Raw genomic sequence first — 16,382 nt, 5'->3', positions numbered from 1 at the left:
GGCCCGCAGATCCGCGGGAGGACGGTGCGGCAGACCTCCGAACGCCGTACAGGAGCCACCAGGCACATGGCACGTCTCATCGGTGTCGACCTCCCCCGCGACAAGCGGGTCGAGGTCGCTCTCACCTACATCTTCGGGGTCGGGCGCACGCGTGCGCAGCAGACCCTGGCCGCCACGGGCATCAGCCCCGACGTCCGGGTCAAGGACCTGGGCGACACCGAGCTGGTCGCGCTGCGCGACTACCTCGAGGGCAGCTTCAAGCTCGAGGGTGACCTCCGTCGCGAGATCGCCGCCGACATCCGCCGCAAGGTCGAGATCGGCAGCTACGAGGGTCTGCGTCACCGCCGCGGCCTCCCGGTGCGTGGTCAGCGCACCAAGACCAACGCGCGTACCCGCAAGGGCCCCAAGCGCACCGTCGCCGGCAAGAAGAAGGCCGGGCGCAAGTGACGACGCGGGCCGGTCGCGCTCGCCGCTGACCGCCCGCCCGTCGGCCCACCGACCCGTAGACCTCGAGAGAAGAAGAGATGCCTCCCAAGTCCCGCACCGCCGTGCGCAAGCCGCGCCGCAAGGAGAAGAAGAACGTCTCCCACGGCCAGGCGCACATCAAGAGCACGTTCAACAACACCATCGTCTCCATCACGGACCCCTCGGGTGCCGTGATCGCCTGGGCCTCGTCGGGCCAGGTGGGCTTCAAGGGCTCGCGCAAGTCGACCCCGTTCGCCGCGCAGCTCGCCGCCGAGGCAGCCGCGCGTCGCGCGCAGGAGCACGGCATGCGCAAGGTCGACGTCTTCGTCAAGGGCCCCGGCTCGGGCCGTGAGACGGCGATCCGGTCGCTGACGGCTGCCGGCCTCGAGGTCGGCTCGATCCAGGACGTGACGCCGCAGGCCCACAACGGCTGCCGTCCGCCCAAGCGTCGCCGCGTCTGAGTCACGCATGGCCGGGACGGTGCCGCACGGCACGCGTCCCGGCCCTCGCGTGTCCGACACGGACCACGCTCGTCGCCCCGTGAGGGGACACAGGCGCACGGCACGACGTCGGACCACACCCGCACTCCCGCCCGGACATGCGGACCGAGGCACGTCCAGGCACGCAGTACCTGCGAAAGCGTCATATGGCGGACGCTCGCGGAGAGGAATCACACCGTGCTGATCGCACAGCGCCCCACCCTGACCGAAGAGGTCATCTCGGAGAACCGTTCGCGGTTCTCCATCGAGCCTCTCGAACCCGGCTTCGGCTACACCCTCGGCAACTCCCTGCGCCGGACCCTGCTGTCGTCCATCCCGGGCGCCGCCGTCACCTCCATCCGGATCGACGGCGTGCTGCACGAGTTCTCGACGATCCCGGGTGTCAAGGAGGACGTCACCGAGATCATCCTCAACATCAAGAACCTCGTCGTCTCCTCGGAGAACGACGAGCCCGTCGTGATGTACCTGCGCAAGCAGGGCTCGGGCGAGGTCACCGGCGCGGACATCGTGCCGCCCGCCGGCGTCGAGGTCCACAACCCGGGCCTGCACCTGGCCACGCTGAACGACAAGGGCAAGCTCGAGATCGAGCTGACCGTCGAGCGCGGCCGCGGCTACGTGTCTGCCAACCAGAACAAGTCCTTCGACGCCGAGATCGGCCGGATCCCGGTCGACTCGATCTACTCGCCGGTGCTCAAGGTGACCTACAAGGTCGAGGCGACCCGTGTCGAGCAGCGCACGGACTTCGACAAGCTCATCGTCGACGTCGAGACGAAGGCGGCCATCAGCCCGCGCGACGCGCTCGCGTCGGCCGGCCGCACGCTCGTCGAGCTCTTCGGGCTCGCCCGTGAGCTCAACGTCGAGGCCGAGGGCATCGAGATCGGCCCGTCGCCGACGGACGCGGCACTCGCCGCGGACCTGGCGCTGCCGATCGAGGACCTGCAGCTGACGATCCGGTCGTACAACTGCCTCAAGCGTGAGGGCATCCACACGGTGGGCGAGCTCGTCGCGCGGTCCGAGGCGGACCTGCTGGACATCCGCAACTTCGGTGCGAAGTCGATCACCGAGGTCAAGGAGAAGCTGGCCGAGCTGGGCCTGACCCTCAAGGACAGCCCGCTGGACTTCGACCCCTCGGCCGCCGGTGGCTACTACGGGGACGACGAGACGGACTTCGTCGAGGACGAGCAGTACTGACGTAGGTGATCCGGGGACCGAGCGCTGACGCGCCGGCCCCCGGGACGTCGCCCCTCACCGCATCACTCAAGGAGTAGAGACCATGCCCACGCCCACCAAGGGTCCGCGGCTCGGTGGCAGCCCGGCGCACGAGCGGCTCATCCTCGCGAACCTCGCGACGGCGCTGTTCGAGCACCGGCGGATCACCACGACCGAGACGAAGGCCAAGCGCCTGCGCCCTCTGGCCGAGCGCCTCATCACGTTCGCCAAGCGCGGCGACCTGCACTCGCGCCGCCGGGTGCTGACCGTCGTCAAGGACAAGGGTGTCGTGCACGCCCTGTTCACCGAGATCGCGCCGGCCGTCGCCGAGCGTCAGGGCGGCTACACGCGCATCACGAAGATCGGCCCGCGCAAGGGCGACAACGCCCCCATGGCCGTCATCGAGCTCGTCCTGGAGCCGCTGTCGCCGAAGCAGGCCGTCGTCAAGGAGGCCACCAAGGCCACCGAGAAGGCCGCGCCGAAGAAGGCCGCCAAGCCGGTCGAGGACAAGCCGGTCGAGGACGCGCCCGTCGAGGACGCGCCCGTCGAGGACGCGCCCGTCGAGGACGCGCCCGTCGAGGACGCGCCCGCCGACAAGGCCTGACGCACGCAGCACCCTCACGAGGGCCCGGACACCACCACGGTGTCCGGGCCCTCGTGCGTCGTGCGGGGGGCCCGCCCGAGCGTCCGGGCAGCGCCCGGTGCGCCGCAGTAGCCTGGCCGCATGGCTGCCGCGGCACCTCCCGTCGTCCTGGTGCACGGGATGCGGGCCTCCCGGACCATGTGGCGTGCCCAGGTCGAGGCGCTGCGGCAGGCCGGTCACGTCGCGGTGGCGATCGACCTGCCGGGGCATGGCGAGCGGATGGCGGAGACGTTCACGCTCGACGGTGCCGTCGGGGCCGTGCGCGACGGGGTGGACGCCGTCGGCGGTCGTGCGCTGGTCGTCGGGCTGTCCCTCGGCGGCTACACCGCGATCGCGCACGCGGCGCGGCACCCGGAGCAGGTGGTCGGTCTCGTCGCCGCCGCGTGCAGCTCGGTGCCCCGTCCCGCCGTGGTGCGGGCGTGGGGGCTGGCCGCGGACGCGTTGTTCGCCCGGCTGCCGGACCGCGGCGCGGCGATCAACCAGGCGCTGGTCGACCGCACGCTGCCCCCGGGGAGCGCCGCGGACGTGGGCGCCGGCGGCTTCGCCCTCGGCGTCGTCGGCGACGTCATGCGGGCGATGCGCCAGGCGGCACCCGTCGCCGATCTCGCCCGGGTACGGGCGCCGGTCTGGCTCGTGAACGGCCAGTACGACCACTTCCGCGGCGACGAGCGGCGGTTCCTCGCGGCGTGCCGCGACGGGCGGCTCGTCGTGGTGCCGCGGGCCACGCACCTGGTCAGCCTCGTCCAGCCGGTGCGCTTCACGCGGGTGCTGCTCGACGTGCTCGACGTGCTGGCGGCACGATCGGGCGGGTCAGTGCTCCCGGCCGGTGAGGTCCCACGCACGCACGCCGCCGACGATCCCGGCCTGGTTGGGGACCACGACGACGTCGTCCCCGAGGTCGTCCAGGACGCGCGCGGTGATACGCCGCGAGTTGCCGCCGCCGAGGTACAGGCGGTCCCACCTGAAGACCGGGCGGAAGCCGTCGACGACCCGGCGGACACGGCGTGACCACAGGGCGTCGCCCAGACGCGCCCGCTCGTGCTGCCCGATGTACGCGTCGTACGTCGTGCCCCGGCGCACGGGGGCGTGCGAGAGCTCGAGGTGCGGCGCGAGTCGCCCGCCGTCGAACAGCGCCGAGCCCAGGCCCGTCCCGAGGGTGAGCACGAGCTCGAGCCCGGTGCCCGACACGACGCCCGCGCCGTGCACCTCGGCGTCGTTGAGCACGAGCGTGGGGAGCCCCAGGCGGTGCGCGAGCACCGCCTGGACGTCGCAGCCGGACCACGCCGTGAGCAGCTCCGGGAGCACCGCCGAGCGCGGCCCGGAGCGCGTCACGTAGTGCGGCGTGGCGACGACGACGCCGTGGCGGATCATGCCCGGCACGCCGACGGTCGCGCGCTGGGCGGGCGGAAGACCCGCCGCGATCTCGGTGATCGTGTCGGCGAGCCGCTCCGGCGGCAGCGGGTAGGGCGTCGGGACACGGACGGGCGGGACGTGCAGCGTGCCGTCGGCGTCGAGCACCGAGGCCTTGATGCCGCTGCCGCCGCAGTCGACGGCCAGCGTGTACGGCTCGGAGGCGCGGGTCACCGTGCCACGGTAGCCCGGCGGCTACCGTGGGGGCCGTGACCGGCGAGGAGACACCCACCGTGCGACTGCGTCTGGACCTCGCGTACGACGGGACGCACTTCGCGGGCTGGGCGCGCCAGCCCGGTCTGCGGACCGTGCAGGGCGTCCTGGAGGAAGGGCTCGCCACGGTCCTGCGCAGCGTGCCGCGGGGCGAGGCGCCGCCGCGCGTGACCGTGGCAGGGCGGACCGACGCCGGGGTCCACGCCCGTGGGCAGGTCGCGCACGTCGACGTCGTCGCGGCCGCGCTGGACGCGGCGCGCGGGCGCTCCGGCCGCGCGGACGTCGACGCGCTGGCGGCGCGGCTGGCGGGCGTCCTGCCCGCCGACCTCGTGGTGCGGGCGGTCACCCACGCGCCGCCGGGCTTCGACGCGCGCTTCTCCGCGCTGCGCCGCCGGTACGCGTACCGGGTGTGCGACCTGGACGCCGCGCGCGACCCGCTGAGCCGCGGCTGGGTGCTGTGGCACCGTCGTCCGCTGGACGCCGCGGCGATGGACGCGGCGGCCCGCACGCTCGTCGGGCGCCACGACTTCGCGGCGTACTGCAAGCCGCGCCCCGACGCGACGACGATCCGCACGCTGGAGGAGTTCGGCTGGTCCCGCCCGGCCGACGGCGCCGACGCGGGCCTCGTGGTCGCCCACGTGCAGGCCGACGCGTTCTGCCACTCGATGGTCCGTGCCCTGGTGGGGGCGAGCCTCGCCGTGGGGGAGGGGCGCCGGCCCGTGACGTGGCCGCGCGAGCTGCTCGACGGCCGCCGCCGGGAGGGCGGGGCGACGGTCGTGGCCGCGCACGGGCTCACGCTCGAGGAGGTCGGCTACCCGTCGGACGACGAGCTGGGGCGACGCGCCGAGCAGACGCGCGCGCGGCGCGCCGCCCACGACGTGGACGACGCGCCGCGCGGGTGCTGCGGCTGACGGCTCGTCAGCGCGGGCCCGGCTCGTCGGTGCCGGGCAGGTACGTCACCTCGTCGTCGTCGCCCATGGGGTCCACGACCACGTACTCCTCCTCGATGACGTGCACGGCGGCCTCCTCGGCGCTCGCCGCACCGCCGTCCACGCCGGCGTCGACGGCGAACTGGTCGGTGCCGCCCGCCTCCACCGCGTCCTCGTCCTCGACCAGGCGACCGGCGCGGAGCTCGTCGCGGTGGGGCGCGGGCGGCGCGTCGACCTCCCACACCTCCGGCTCCTCCTGCGCGACGCGCTGGTCGAGCGTCTCGCCGCGCGCCTCCTCCCAGGCGGTCTCGCCGAAGTGCGCGGACGCCGGTCGCGGCCGCTCGGGCGGCGCGACGCCCTCGTCGAGCGGGTCCTCGACGCCGCGCTCGACCAAGGTGTCCTCGCCCGGAAGCTGGTTGCTGTCGCCCTCGGAACCGAGGGCGGGGTCGGTGCTGGTGGCTGGGGTGTCCTCGCTCATGCCCCCGACCCAAGCACCGCAGCCGGGAGCCCGCCACAGGACCGTTGCCCGTGGTGCGCACTGCGTTTCGCCGCGGGCCCGTCGCCGGGGACACTGACGGCATGGGTCATCTCGACGTCGGCGGTGTCGGCTACACGCTCCCCGACGGTCGCCCGCTGCTGCACGACGTCACGTTCCGCGTCCCGGAGGGCGCGCGCGTGGCGCTGGTCGGCCCCAACGGCGTCGGCAAGTCGACGCTGCTGCGCATCGTCACCGGGGACACCTCGCCGCACGCGGGATCGGTCCAGCGCAGCGGCGGGCTGGGCGTGATGCGGCAGGACGTGGGGCGCATCGACGACGACCGCAGCGTGCGGGACCTGCTCGCGGACCTCGCCCCGCCGGCCGTCCGCTCGGCGGCGGCCGAGCTGACGGCCGCCGAGCTGGCGATGATGGAGGTGGACGACGAGCCGACGCAGATGCGCTACGCGCAGGCGCTCGCGGACTGGGCGGACGTCGGCGGGTACGACGCCGAGGCCGGGTGGGACCGCGTGACGCAGGCGGTCCTCTCGCTGCCGTTCGAGCGTGCGCAGCACCGGTACGTGCGCACGTTGTCGGGCGGCGAGCAGAAGCGGCTCGTCGTCGAGGCGCTGCTGCGCGGCCCGGACGAGGTGCTGCTGCTCGACGAGCCCGACAACGCGCTCGACGTGCCGACCAAGCGCTGGCTCGAGGACCGTCTGGTCGCCAGCGGGCGGACCGTGCTGTTCGTCAGCCACGACCGCGAGCTGCTGGCCCGCGTCGCGACGCACGTCGCGACGCTCGAGCCGACGCCCGGGGGCGCCCGGGTGTGGGTCCACGGCGGCGGCTTCGCGAGCTACGCGCAGGCCCGGGCGGATCGTCGCGCGCGCCTGGAGGAGCTGCTGCGCCGCTGGGAGGAGGAGCTCGCCCAGCTGCGCGAGCTGGTCCTCACCCTGCGCACCAAGGCGGCCTTCAACGACGGGCTGGCCTCGCGCTACCAGGCCGCGCAGACCCGGCTGCGCAAGTTCGAGGAGGCGGGACCGCCGGCCGTCGTCGCGCGCGAGCAGCAGGTCCGCGTGCGCCTGCGGGGCGGGCGCACCGCCAAGCGGGCCGTGGTCGCCACCGGGCTGGAGCTCACGGGCCTCATGAAGCCGTTCGACCTGGAGGTCTGGTACGGCGAGCGGGTGGCGGTGCTCGGCGCCAACGGGTCGGGCAAGTCCCACTTCCTGCGCCTGCTCGCGGCCGGCGGCTCGGACCCCGAGCACGCGCCCGCGGGCGACGTCGTCGCCGCGCCGGTGCCGCACACCGGGTCGGTCGTCCTCGGGTCGCGCGTGCGGCCCGGCTGGTTCGCGCAGAACCACGCGCACCCCGAGCTCGTGGGGCGCACGCTGCTGGAGATCCTGCACCGCGGCGACGGGCACCGGGCCGGCCTCGGCCGGGAGGCCGCGAGCCGGGCCCTGGACCGCTACGAGCTGGTCGCCGCGGCCGAGCAGCCGTACGAGACGTTGTCGGGCGGGCAGCAGGCGCGCCTGCAGATCCTCCTGCTGGAGCTCGGGGGAGCGACGCTGCTGCTCCTCGACGAGCCCACGGACAACCTCGACCTGCACTCGGCCGAGGCGCTGGAGGTGGGCCTCGCCGCGTTCGACGGCACGGTGCTGGCCGTCACGCACGACCGGTGGTTCACCCGCACCTTCGACCGGTTCCTGCTCTTCGCGGCCGACGGCTCGGTCGTCGAGACACCCGAGCCCGTCTGGGACGCGGGGCGTGTGCAGCGGGTGCGCTGAGCACCTGGCCGGACCGCGTTTTGCCGTGCGGCGACGTACGGGTAGTCTGTTGTGTCGTTGTGCGTCCCCCGTTGCGCACCGGTGGCTTCTCACCACCGTGTGCCGATGGCCGTCCTGGTGCGATCCCACTCGCCGGGCGGGATGCTCCGGCAGCCATCCTCGGCCGGTCGCCCCGTGCGCCCGGCCACGACACGTATCACGAGACAGAGGCACCCGTGCGCACGTACACCCCGAAGCCCGGCGACGTCGAGCGGAACTGGTACGTCATCGACGCGACCGATGTCGTGCTCGGCCGCCTGGCCAGCCACGTGGCCACCCTGCTGCGCGGCAAGCACAAGGCGACCTTCGCTCCCCACGTCGACGGCGGCGACTTCGTCATCGTCATCAACGCGGAGAAGGTCGCGCTCACCGGCAACAAGCGTGAGACCAAGCTCGCCTACCGGCACTCCGGCTACCCGGGCGGTCTGCGGGCGACCCGTTACGTCGACCTGCTCGAGAAGCACCCGGAGCGGGCGATCGAGAAGGCCGTTCGCGGCATGCTGCCCCACACGACCCTCGGTCGTCAGCAGCTGAGCAAGCTCAAGGTCTACGCCGGTGCGGAGCACCCGCACCAGGCCCAGCAGCCGAAGCCGTTCGTGCTGACCCAGGTGGCGCAGTAAGCCCCCGGCTGCTGCGGCGAAGAAACTAGAACGCGAGGATCCCGTGGCTCAGACCACCGTCGAGACCGAGTACGAGGGCGACGACACGCCCACCAGCTACACCTCCGAGACCGCTGCGCCCACCGGCCGCGGGCAGTCCCTCACGGCACCGGGCCAGGCGCTCGGCCGTCGTAAGGAGGCTGTCGCCCGCGTCCGCCTGGTGCCCGGCACCGGCCAGTGGAAGATCAACGGCCGCGCCCTGGAGGAGTACTTCCCCAACAAGGTGCACCAGCAGCTCGTCAACTCCCCGCTGAAGCTCGTGGACGTCGAGGGTCGTTTCGACGTCGTCGCGCGCATCACCGGTGGTGGCGTCTCCGGCCAGGCCGGCGCCCTGCGTCTGGGCATCGCCCGTGCGCTGAACGCCATCGACGAGGAGAACAACCGCCCGGCCCTCAAGAAGGCCGGCTTCCTCACGCGTGACGCGCGTGTGGTCGAGCGCAAGAAGGCGGGTCTCAAGAAGGCCCGCAAGGCGCCGCAGTACTCGAAGCGCTGACCCAGCGCTCCGGCCCGATGGCCCCGGCGGTCGACAGACCGCCGGGGCCATCGGCATGCCGGGGCGCAGGGCCGCGACGCGCCCGCAGCGTCGTCGTACACGGATCAGGCACGCCGGCGGCGGTGCGCCCCACGCGGGGTGCCTGTCGTGGGCAGGACGAAGGAGCCGGTTGATGGGTCGACTGTTCGGGACCGACGGGGTTCGCGGTCTTGCGAACCGGGACGTGACGGCGGAGGTCGCACTCGACGCGTCCGTGGCCGCGGCGCACGTGCTGGCGACCACCGGGGCGTTCGAGGGGCACCGTCCCCGCGCCGTCGTGGGTCGCGACACGCGCGTGTCGGGGGAGTTCCTGTCCGCGGCGGTCGCGGCCGGCCTCGCCTCGGCGGGTGTCGACGTCGACAACGTCGGCGTCCTGCCGACGCCCGCGGTGGCGTACCTGACCGCCGCGAGGGGTGTCGACCTCGGTGTCGTGCTGTCGGCGTCGCACAACCCGATGCCGGACAACGGCATCAAGTTCCTCTCCCGTGGTGGGCTCAAGCTCGACGACGAGGTCGAGGCCGCGATCGAGGCGCGGATGGGCGAGGTGTGGGACCGACCGCTGGGCGCCGCCGTCGGGCGCATCCGCACCGACGTGAGCCTCGCGGGCCAGCAGTACGTCGACCACCTCGTCGCGACCATCGGCACGCGGCTCGAGGGCCTGCGCATCGTCGTGGACTGCGCCAACGGCGCGGCCAGCGAGGTCGGCCCGGCCGCCCTGCGCGAGGCGGGCGCGGACGTCGTCGTCATCAACGCGTCGCCCGACGGCCGCAACATCAACGAGGCGTGCGGCTCCACGCACCCGGAGCAGCTGCAGTCCGCGGTCGTCGCGGCGCACGCCGACCTGGGTGTGGCCTTCGACGGCGACGCGGACCGGTGCCTGGCCGTCGACGCGACCGGCAGGCTGGTGGACGGCGACCAGATCATGGGCATCCTCGCGATCGCGCTGCGCGACCGGGGCGAGCTGCCGCACGACACGCTGGTGACCACCGTCATGAGCAACCTCGGCCTGCGCATCGCGATGCGGGAGGCGGGGATCGCCACCGTCGAGACCGGCGTCGGCGACCGGTACGTGCTGGAGGCCATGCGCACCGGTGGCTACGGGCTGGGCGGCGAGCAGTCGGGGCACATCATCATGGCGGCGCACGCGACCACCGGCGACGGCCTGCTCACGGCGCTGCAGCTCGCAGCGCGCGTGGTCGAGACGGGCCGCACGCTCGCGGAGCTCGCCGGCGTGGTGCAGCGGCTGCCGCAGACGCTCGTCAACGTCCCGGACGTCGACCGCGCGCGCACGGACGACGAGGTCCTGGCGCAGGCCGTCGCCGTGGCGAGCGAGGCGCTGGGCGACAGCGGGCGCGTCCTGCTGCGCCCGTCGGGCACGGAGCCGCTGGTCCGTGTCATGGTCGAGGCAGGCACGCAGGACGAGGCGGACCGTGTGGCGCACGAGCTGGCCGACGTCGTGCGCGCCCGGCTGGCGCTGTGACGAGCACGCGAGCAGCCCGGCACTGAACCGAGCGAGGAGCACCATGACCGGACGCGACCGGATCGTGCGCGAGCTGGCGCTGCGCACGCTCGAGGCGGCACGGGTGGCCGGACCCGACGCCGTCGCCCCCATCGTGCAGGCCGGGCACCCCGTGCTGCGCGCCGTCGCGTCGCCGTACGACGGGCATCTGGGCGCCGACGAGCTGACCGCGCTGCTGGCCCTCATGGACCGCACCATGCGCGCGGCACCCGGGGTGGGGCTCGCCGCGCCGCAGATCGGCCTGCCGCTCGCCCTCGCGGTCGTCGAGGACCCGGGCGCCGGCGACGAGGAGGTGGCGCGGGTCCGTGAGCGGCCGGTCCTGGCGCACCGGGTGCTGGTGAACCCCGCCTACTCGCCGGTCGGCGACGACCGCGTCGGGTTCTACGAGGGCTGCCTGAGCGTCGTCGGCTACCAGGCGGTGGTCGCGCGGCCCCGGGCCGTCCACCTGACCGGGTACGACGAGACGGGCCGCGCGCTCGACGAGGTCCTCACCGGCTGGCCCGCGCGGATCGTGCAGCACGAGACGGACCACCTGAACGGGACGCTGTACGTCGACCGGGCGCTGCCGCGCTCGCTGTCCGCGACGGACGCCTGGGGCGCACACTGGGGGTCGGAGCCCGTCCCGCACGAGGCCGCGCGGGCGCTGGGCTTCGAGATCCCGCAGACGGCGCGTCCGGGCGCCCGGGAGGAGCCGCGATGAAGCCGTTCCTGTTCCTCGGGGTGCGCCCGGAGGACACACCCGCTGACGACGAGTACGCGGCCATGCTGCGCTGCACCGGCCTGGACGAGTCCACGCTGCGCCGGGTGCGGCTCGAGGCGGCCCCGCTCGGCGAGGTGGATCTCGACGCGTGGTCGGGGATCGTGCTCGGCGGGGGACCGTTCTGCGTGAGCGACCCGGAGGACGGCAAGTCCGCCGTGCAGCGCCGTGTCGAGGCGGACCTCGCGCGCCTGCTGGACGCCGTGGTGCCCGCCGACTTCCCGTTCTTCGGCGCCTGCTACGGCATCGGCACGCTGGGACGGCACCAGGGCGCGGTCGTCGACCGCGCGCACCCCGAGCCCGTCGGGGCCGTGACCGTGGAGCTCACGGCCGCAGGTCGCGCCGACCCGGTCATGGGTGCCGCGCCCGCGCGGTTCGGTGCGTTCGTGGGGCACAAGGAAGGGCTCAGCGCCCCGCCGCCGCACGCCGTGCTCCTCGCGACCTCGGCCACCGCACCCGTCCAGGCGTTCCGCGTGGGACGCCACGTGTACGCCACCCAGTTCCACCCCGAGCTCGACGCGGACGGCCTCGAGACGCGCGTCGAGGCCTACCGCTACGACGGCTACTTCGACCCGGAGGAGGCGACGGAGGTCGTCGCCGCCGCACGCACGAGCGGTGTGCGCACGGTGCCCGCGGTGCTACGCGCCTTCGTCGAGCGGCACGTCCACCCGGGGACGGACGGCGGCCGCCGTGGACCCGTACCCCGGGACGGGAGCGGCGTCTCTCAGGGCTGATTCGGGGGTAATCCCCATGTACCTGCACGGTGCGCGCGCCTAGCGTGGTCCTGTCGGCCCCGCTGGGGGGTGGGCACGACGGGGGGAGATCACGTGCTCGAGCAGTGGGCACTCGACCTGGCGGGATCGCCGTGGGTCTTCGCGGTGCTGCTCGGCATGGTGACCGTCGACGGGATCTTCCCCCCGGTCCCCAGCGAGTCGATCGTCATCGCGCTCGCCTCGTTGTCGATGTCGACGGGCAGCCCGGTGCTGTGGGCCGTCATCGTGGTCGGGGCGCTCGGTGCCTTCACCGGTGACCAGATCGCCTACCAGATCGGTACGGCCGTGCCCATCCGGCGCCTGCGGATGTTCCGCGGCCGTCGCGGCCACGCGGTCCTCGACTGGGCGGAGCACGCGCTGCGCACGCGGGGTGCCGCCTTCATCATCGGGGCCCGGTACGTGCCCATCGGTCGGGTCGCGGTCAACATGACGGCCGGCGCCCTGCGGTTCCCGCGCGGCCGGTTCGTGCTGCTCACGGGGATCGCGGCGGTCACGTGGGCGCTGTACGCGACCGCGATCGGCGTCGGCACCGGCGCCGTCCTCGGCCACTCGCCGCTGACCGGCGTCGTCGTGGGCGTCGTCGGCGGGTTCGTCATCGGCCTCGTGGTGGACTGGGTCATGCGCCGGTGGCTCGGCGTGGCGCCTCCGGAGCTCCCGGGTCCGGACGAGCCCGGGGACGAGCCGTCCGCCGACGTGCCGGGCGCGCCGATGGCGGTCGAGCAGACGGCGCCCCGCGAGGGCACCGCGGCCTGACGGGCCGAGCCGCCGGTCGGCGCGGCACGCCGTGTAGAGGTCACGATGACCTCACGATACGGACGGTGTGACAACGATCCGGTATCGACTGCTCCGTCACCGGGCGGCACCCCGCGGTCCGTCCTACGCTCGGGCGCAGGGCGACGTGGCAGTCGTCCTTCCCCGCGCTCGCGAGGCCCTCGTCCGACGGGGGTCCGGCCACGCGTGCGCCGGGACGGACGGCAGCGGGAGGCGACAGGTGCGGGCAGCAGGACGCGTGGCGGCGGGGGCGACCGCGGTGCTGCTGCTCGCCGGCTGCAGCGCAGCGACGTCCGACGCACCGGCTGCCACGACCGCGGAGGTGCGGACCGAGGCGAGCTGCCTCGACCCCGACGTGCTCGACGCTCTGGGCCTCGAGCTCGACGAGTCCCTGCGCACCCGGGCCCCCGCACCCGTCACGCGCGGCCTGCCGCCCGAGGGGTTCGTCGCGGAGACCGCCCTGGTGTGCGACCGCGGCGAGACCCTGCGGGACTCCGCCGGCCGGTGGCGCGCCGTCACCGCCACGCTCCTCGAGGGCGACCTCGACCCGCTCGTCGACCTCGTCGCCGGGACCACGACGGTCGCAGCGTGCGGGACCGGCGTCGTCGCGCAGGTGTGGCTCGTCGACGCGATGGGCGCGGCCGTGCTGCTGCCGCGCGACGCGGCGTGCGCGGGCGACGAGCTCGCGGTGGCGCTGGCCGACCTCGGCGTCGTCGACCGCACCGAGCACCCCGTCGCCCTGGCGCAGCCTGTCGCGGGGGCGTCCTCCTGAGACGTGCGGTGCCTCGGCCGCCGTGCCGTCAGATCTTGCGCAGCCGGACCCGCTGCACGGTGTGGTCCGGACCCTTGGTGAGCACGAGCGTCGCGCGGCTGCGCGTCGGCAGGATGTTCTGCTCGAGGTTCGGGGCGTTGATGCTGTCCCAGATGCTCTCGGCGCGCGCCACCGCCTCCTCGTCCGTGAGCGACGCGTACCGGTGGAAGTACGACTCGGGTCGCGCGAACGCGGTGGCCCGCAGCGACAGGAACCGGTCGACGTACCACTGCTTGACGTCCGACGTGCGCGCGTCGACGTAGATCGAGAAGTCGAAGAAGTCGCTCAGGGCCAGGTTGGACGTGCCCTCGAGGGTCGGGCGCGCGGGCTGCAGCACGTTGAGCCCCTCGACGATCAGGACGTCGGGCTGGCGCACGACGACCTGCGCGCCCGGCACGATGTCGTACGTCAGGTGGTCGTACACGGGGACCGCGACCTCGGGGCGGCCCGCCTTGACCTTCGACACGAAGCGCAGCAGCGCACGCCGGTCGTACGACTCGGGGAAGCCCTTGCGCTGCAGCAGGCCACGTCGCTCGAGCTCGGCGTTGGGGTGCAGGAACCCGTCCGTCGTCACCAGCTCGACCCGCGGCGTCGCCGGCCAGCGTGCGATGAGCTCGCGCAGCACGCGGGCCGTCGTGGACTTGCCGACCGCGACGGACCCCGCGACGCCGATGACGAAGGGCGTGCGGCCCACGTCCTCGCGCAGGAACGTGCTGGTGGCGCCGTGCAGGCCCTGCGTGGCCTGGATGTACAGGTCGAGCAGGCGGGACAGCGGGCGGTAGGTCGCGTCGACCTCCGCGAGGTCGATGGGGTCGCCGATGCCGCGGAGCCGGTCGATGTCGGCGTCGGTGAACGGCAGCGGCGTCGAGGCGGACAACCGGGTCCAGGCGTCACGGTCGAGGTCGACGTAGGGGGTGGCGGGGACCAGGGACGGCACCCGACGATTCTCCCGCATCGCGGCCCGTGCGCCCGCCGGGCCGCGCCGTCCGGGCCGAGACGCGTGGACCCCCGTTAGGATCGGGCGCATGTGCGGAATCGTCGGGTACGTGGGCAGCGGGGGGCCGAGCGGACGTCCGCTCGACGTGGTGCTGGAGGGTCTGCGGCGCTTGGAGTACCGGGGGTACGACTCCGCCGGTGTCGCTCTGGTCGTGCCCGGTGGTGAGCTCGCCACGGCCAAGAAGGCGGGCAAGCTCGCCAACCTCGTCGAGGAGCTCGAGCAGCACCCGCTGCCGCCGGCGACGGCCGCGATCGGGCACACCCGGTGGGCGACGCACGGCGGGCCGACCGACGCCAACGCGCACCCGCACGTGGCGGGTCGGCTCGCGGTGATCCACAACGGCATCGTGGAGAACTTCGCCGCGCTGAAGGCGGAGCTGCTCGCCACGGGAGCCGAGTTCCTCTCCGAGACGGACACCGAGGTGGTGGCCCACCTCGTGGCGCGCGCGTACGACGAGTCGAAGGACCTGACCGCGGCGCTCACGTCGGTCTCGCGGCGCCTCGACGGGACCTTCACGCTGCTCGCCGTGCACGCCGACGCCCCGGACACCGTGGTGGGTGCGCGGCACGACTCGCCCCTCGTGGTCGGGCTCGGCGACGGCGAGAACTTCCTCGGGTCGGACGTCGCGGCGTTCATCGGCTCCACGCGTCGCGCGCTCGAGCTGGGCCAGGACCAGGTCGTGACGATCACACCGACGTCCGTCGAGGTGACGGACCTCGAGGGCAACCCCGTCGAGGCGAAGCCGTTCACGGTCGACTGGGACACGAAGGCCGCCGAGAAGGGCGGCTACCGCTCGTTCATGGAGAAGGAGATCCACGACCAGCCGCACGCCGTCGCGGACACGCTCCTCGGCAGGCTGGACGTGTCGGGGCTCCTCACGCTCGACGAGATGCGCATCGACGAGTCGGTGCTGCGGTCGGTGGACAAGATCGTCGTCGTCGCGTGCGGCACCGCCGCGTACGCCGGCCACGTCGCCAAGTACGCGATCGAGCACTGGTGCCGCATCCCGGTCGAGGTCGAGCTCGCGCACGAGTTCCGGTACCGCGACCCCGTCGTGGACGACCGGACGCTCGTCGTCGCGGTGTCGCAGTCGGGCGAGACGATGGACACCCTGATGGCCGTGCGTCACGCGCGCGAGCAGGGCGCCACGACGCTCGCCATCGTCAACACCCACGGCTCGACCATCCCGCGGGAGTCCGACGCCGTGCTGTACACGCACGCCGGCCCGGAGATCGCGGTCGCGTCGACCAAGGCGTTCCTGGCCCAGATCACGGCCGCCTACCTGCTGGGGCTGTACCTCGCCCAGCTGCGCGGCAACAAGTTCCCGGACGAGATCGCGACGACCCTCGGCGAGCTGCGCCAGATGCCGGACAAGATCCAGCAGGTCCTGGACCGGTCCGAGCGGGTGCGGGAGATCGCCCGGTGGATGGCCGACACCCAGTCGGTCCTGTTCCTCGGCCGGCACGTCGGGTTCCCGGTCGCGCTCGAGGGCGCGCTGAAGCTCAAGGAGCTGGCGTACATCCACGCCGAGGGCTTCGCCGCCGGCGAGCTGAAGCACGGGCCGATCGCGCTGATCGAGCCCGGCCAGCCGGTGTTCGTCATCGTGCCGTCACCGCGCGGACGCAACTCCCTGCACTCGAAGGTCGTCTCGAACATCCAGGAGATCCGTGCGCGCGGCGCCCGCACGCTCGTGGTGGCCGAGGACGGCGACGACGCGGTCGTGCCCTACGCGGACGAGGTCTTCTTCGTGCCGCAGACGTCGACCCTCCTCGCACCGCTGCTCGCGGTGGTGCCGCTGCAGATCTTCGCCTCGGAGCTCGCCACGGCCAAGGGGCTCGACGTGGACCAGCCGCGCAACCTCGCGAAGTCCGTCACGGTCGAGTGACCGGCACGGACGGG

At 73.7% G+C, this 16,382-nt stretch carries 17 protein-coding genes and 1 pseudogene; 15 read left to right on the top strand and 3 right to left on the bottom strand.

Annotation, left to right across the window (positions count from 1 at the left end):
* The first annotated feature begins 66 nt into the window (after window positions 1-66).
* From rpsM to NP075_RS13660, 5 genes and pseudogenes are all read left to right on the top strand, one after another.
* Entirely contained in the window at window positions 67-447 is a 381-nt protein-coding gene (gene rpsM / locus NP075_RS13680) for a 30S ribosomal protein S13 (RefSeq protein ID WP_227565728.1), read from the top strand.
* Between the two features lie 77 nt (window positions 448-524).
* Entirely contained in the window at window positions 525-926 is a 402-nt protein-coding gene (gene rpsK / locus NP075_RS13675) for a 30S ribosomal protein S11 (protein ID WP_046528973.1), read from the top strand.
* A gap of 216 nt (window positions 927-1,142) precedes the next feature.
* Window positions 1,143-2,156 carry a DNA-directed RNA polymerase subunit alpha gene (locus NP075_RS13670; protein ID WP_227565727.1) on the top strand — a complete coding sequence of 338 codons (1,014 nt, stop codon included), beginning with the start codon at window positions 1,143-1,145 and terminating at the stop codon, window positions 2,154-2,156.
* An 82-nt stretch (window positions 2,157-2,238) separates the two neighbouring features.
* Window positions 2,239-2,778, top strand: a complete 540-nt coding sequence (gene rplQ / locus NP075_RS13665; protein ID WP_227565726.1) for a 50S ribosomal protein L17 — start codon at window positions 2,239-2,241, stop codon at window positions 2,776-2,778.
* Between the two features lie 120 nt (window positions 2,779-2,898).
* Window positions 2,899-3,516: pseudogene (locus NP075_RS13660) on the top strand (alpha/beta fold hydrolase); the annotation flags it as partial.
* A gap of 111 nt (window positions 3,517-3,627) precedes the next feature.
* Here NP075_RS13660 and NP075_RS13655 read toward each other — a convergent pair.
* Window positions 3,628-4,401, bottom strand: a complete 774-nt coding sequence (locus NP075_RS13655) for an ROK family protein (RefSeq protein WP_227565725.1) — start codon at window positions 4,399-4,401, stop codon at window positions 3,628-3,630.
* A 35-nt stretch (window positions 4,402-4,436) separates the two neighbouring features.
* Here NP075_RS13655 and truA point away from each other — a divergent pair, with 35 nt between their 5' ends.
* The gene (gene truA / locus NP075_RS13650) at window positions 4,437-5,351 is read left to right on the top strand and encodes a tRNA pseudouridine(38-40) synthase TruA (RefSeq protein ID WP_372456740.1); all 915 of its coding nucleotides are present in this window, start codon (window positions 4,437-4,439) and stop codon (window positions 5,349-5,351) included.
* Window positions 5,352-5,358: 7 nt separating this feature from the next.
* Here truA and NP075_RS13645 read toward each other — a convergent pair whose 3' ends face one another.
* A complete protein-coding gene (locus NP075_RS13645) occupies window positions 5,359-5,847 on the bottom strand; it encodes a DUF5709 domain-containing protein (RefSeq protein WP_227565723.1) in 489 nt (162 codons plus the stop codon).
* Window positions 5,848-5,948: 101 nt separating this feature from the next.
* Between NP075_RS13645 and NP075_RS13640 the strand changes: the two genes are divergently transcribed.
* The 8 genes from NP075_RS13640 to NP075_RS13605 all read left to right on the top strand — a co-directional run bounded on the left by NP075_RS13640 (window position 5,949) and on the right by NP075_RS13605 (window position 13,447).
* Complete coding sequence (locus NP075_RS13640) at window positions 5,949-7,625, top strand: ABC-F family ATP-binding cassette domain-containing protein (protein WP_227565722.1); 1,677 nt, start codon at window positions 5,949-5,951, stop codon at window positions 7,623-7,625.
* Window positions 7,626-7,840: 215 nt separating this feature from the next.
* Entirely contained in the window at window positions 7,841-8,284 is a 444-nt protein-coding gene (gene rplM, locus NP075_RS13635) for a 50S ribosomal protein L13 (RefSeq protein ID WP_227565721.1), read from the top strand.
* A gap of 43 nt (window positions 8,285-8,327) precedes the next feature.
* Window positions 8,328-8,816 carry a 30S ribosomal protein S9 gene (gene rpsI, locus NP075_RS13630; protein ID WP_207339029.1) on the top strand — a complete coding sequence of 163 codons (489 nt, stop codon included), beginning with the start codon at window positions 8,328-8,330 and terminating at the stop codon, window positions 8,814-8,816.
* 172 nt (window positions 8,817-8,988) lie between these two features.
* Window positions 8,989-10,335, top strand: coding sequence for a phosphoglucosamine mutase (gene glmM, locus NP075_RS13625; RefSeq protein ID WP_227565720.1), 1,347 nt, complete (start codon window positions 8,989-8,991; stop codon window positions 10,333-10,335).
* A 43-nt stretch (window positions 10,336-10,378) separates the two neighbouring features.
* Window positions 10,379-11,074: a peptide deformylase gene (locus tag NP075_RS13620; RefSeq protein WP_227565719.1), complete on the top strand. Its 696-nt coding sequence runs from the start codon at window positions 10,379-10,381 to the stop codon at window positions 11,072-11,074.
* On the top strand, window positions 11,071-11,865 hold the full coding sequence (locus NP075_RS13615) for a glutamine amidotransferase (RefSeq protein WP_227565718.1): 795 nt from the start codon (window positions 11,071-11,073) through the stop codon (window positions 11,863-11,865). The genes NP075_RS13620 and NP075_RS13615 overlap by 4 nt, the downstream gene beginning before the upstream one ends.
* Window positions 11,866-11,958: 93 nt before the next feature.
* Entirely contained in the window at window positions 11,959-12,657 is a 699-nt protein-coding gene (locus NP075_RS13610; protein WP_227565717.1) for a DedA family protein, read from the top strand.
* A 238-nt stretch (window positions 12,658-12,895) separates the two neighbouring features.
* The gene (locus tag NP075_RS13605; protein WP_227565716.1) at window positions 12,896-13,447 is read left to right on the top strand and encodes a hypothetical protein; all 552 of its coding nucleotides are present in this window, start codon (window positions 12,896-12,898) and stop codon (window positions 13,445-13,447) included.
* A 28-nt stretch (window positions 13,448-13,475) separates the two neighbouring features.
* Here the strand turns inward: NP075_RS13605 and coaA are convergent, their stop codons facing one another.
* A complete protein-coding gene (gene coaA, locus NP075_RS13600) occupies window positions 13,476-14,441 on the bottom strand; it encodes a type I pantothenate kinase (RefSeq protein ID WP_227565715.1) in 966 nt (321 codons plus the stop codon).
* 70 nt (window positions 14,442-14,511) lie between these two features.
* Here coaA and glmS point away from each other — a divergent pair, with 70 nt between their 5' ends.
* Window positions 14,512-16,368: a glutamine--fructose-6-phosphate transaminase (isomerizing) gene (glmS, locus tag NP075_RS13595; RefSeq protein WP_227565714.1), complete on the top strand. Its 1,857-nt coding sequence runs from the start codon at window positions 14,512-14,514 to the stop codon at window positions 16,366-16,368.
* Window positions 16,369-16,382: the final 14 nt, after the last annotated feature.

It is taken from the genome of Cellulomonas wangsupingiae (assembly GCF_024508275.1).
GTDB lineage: Bacteria > Actinomycetota > Actinomycetes > Actinomycetales > Cellulomonadaceae > Cellulomonas > Cellulomonas wangsupingiae.
Note: the sequence above shows the minus strand (reverse complement) of the source record. Positions and strands in the feature narration are given on the sequence as shown.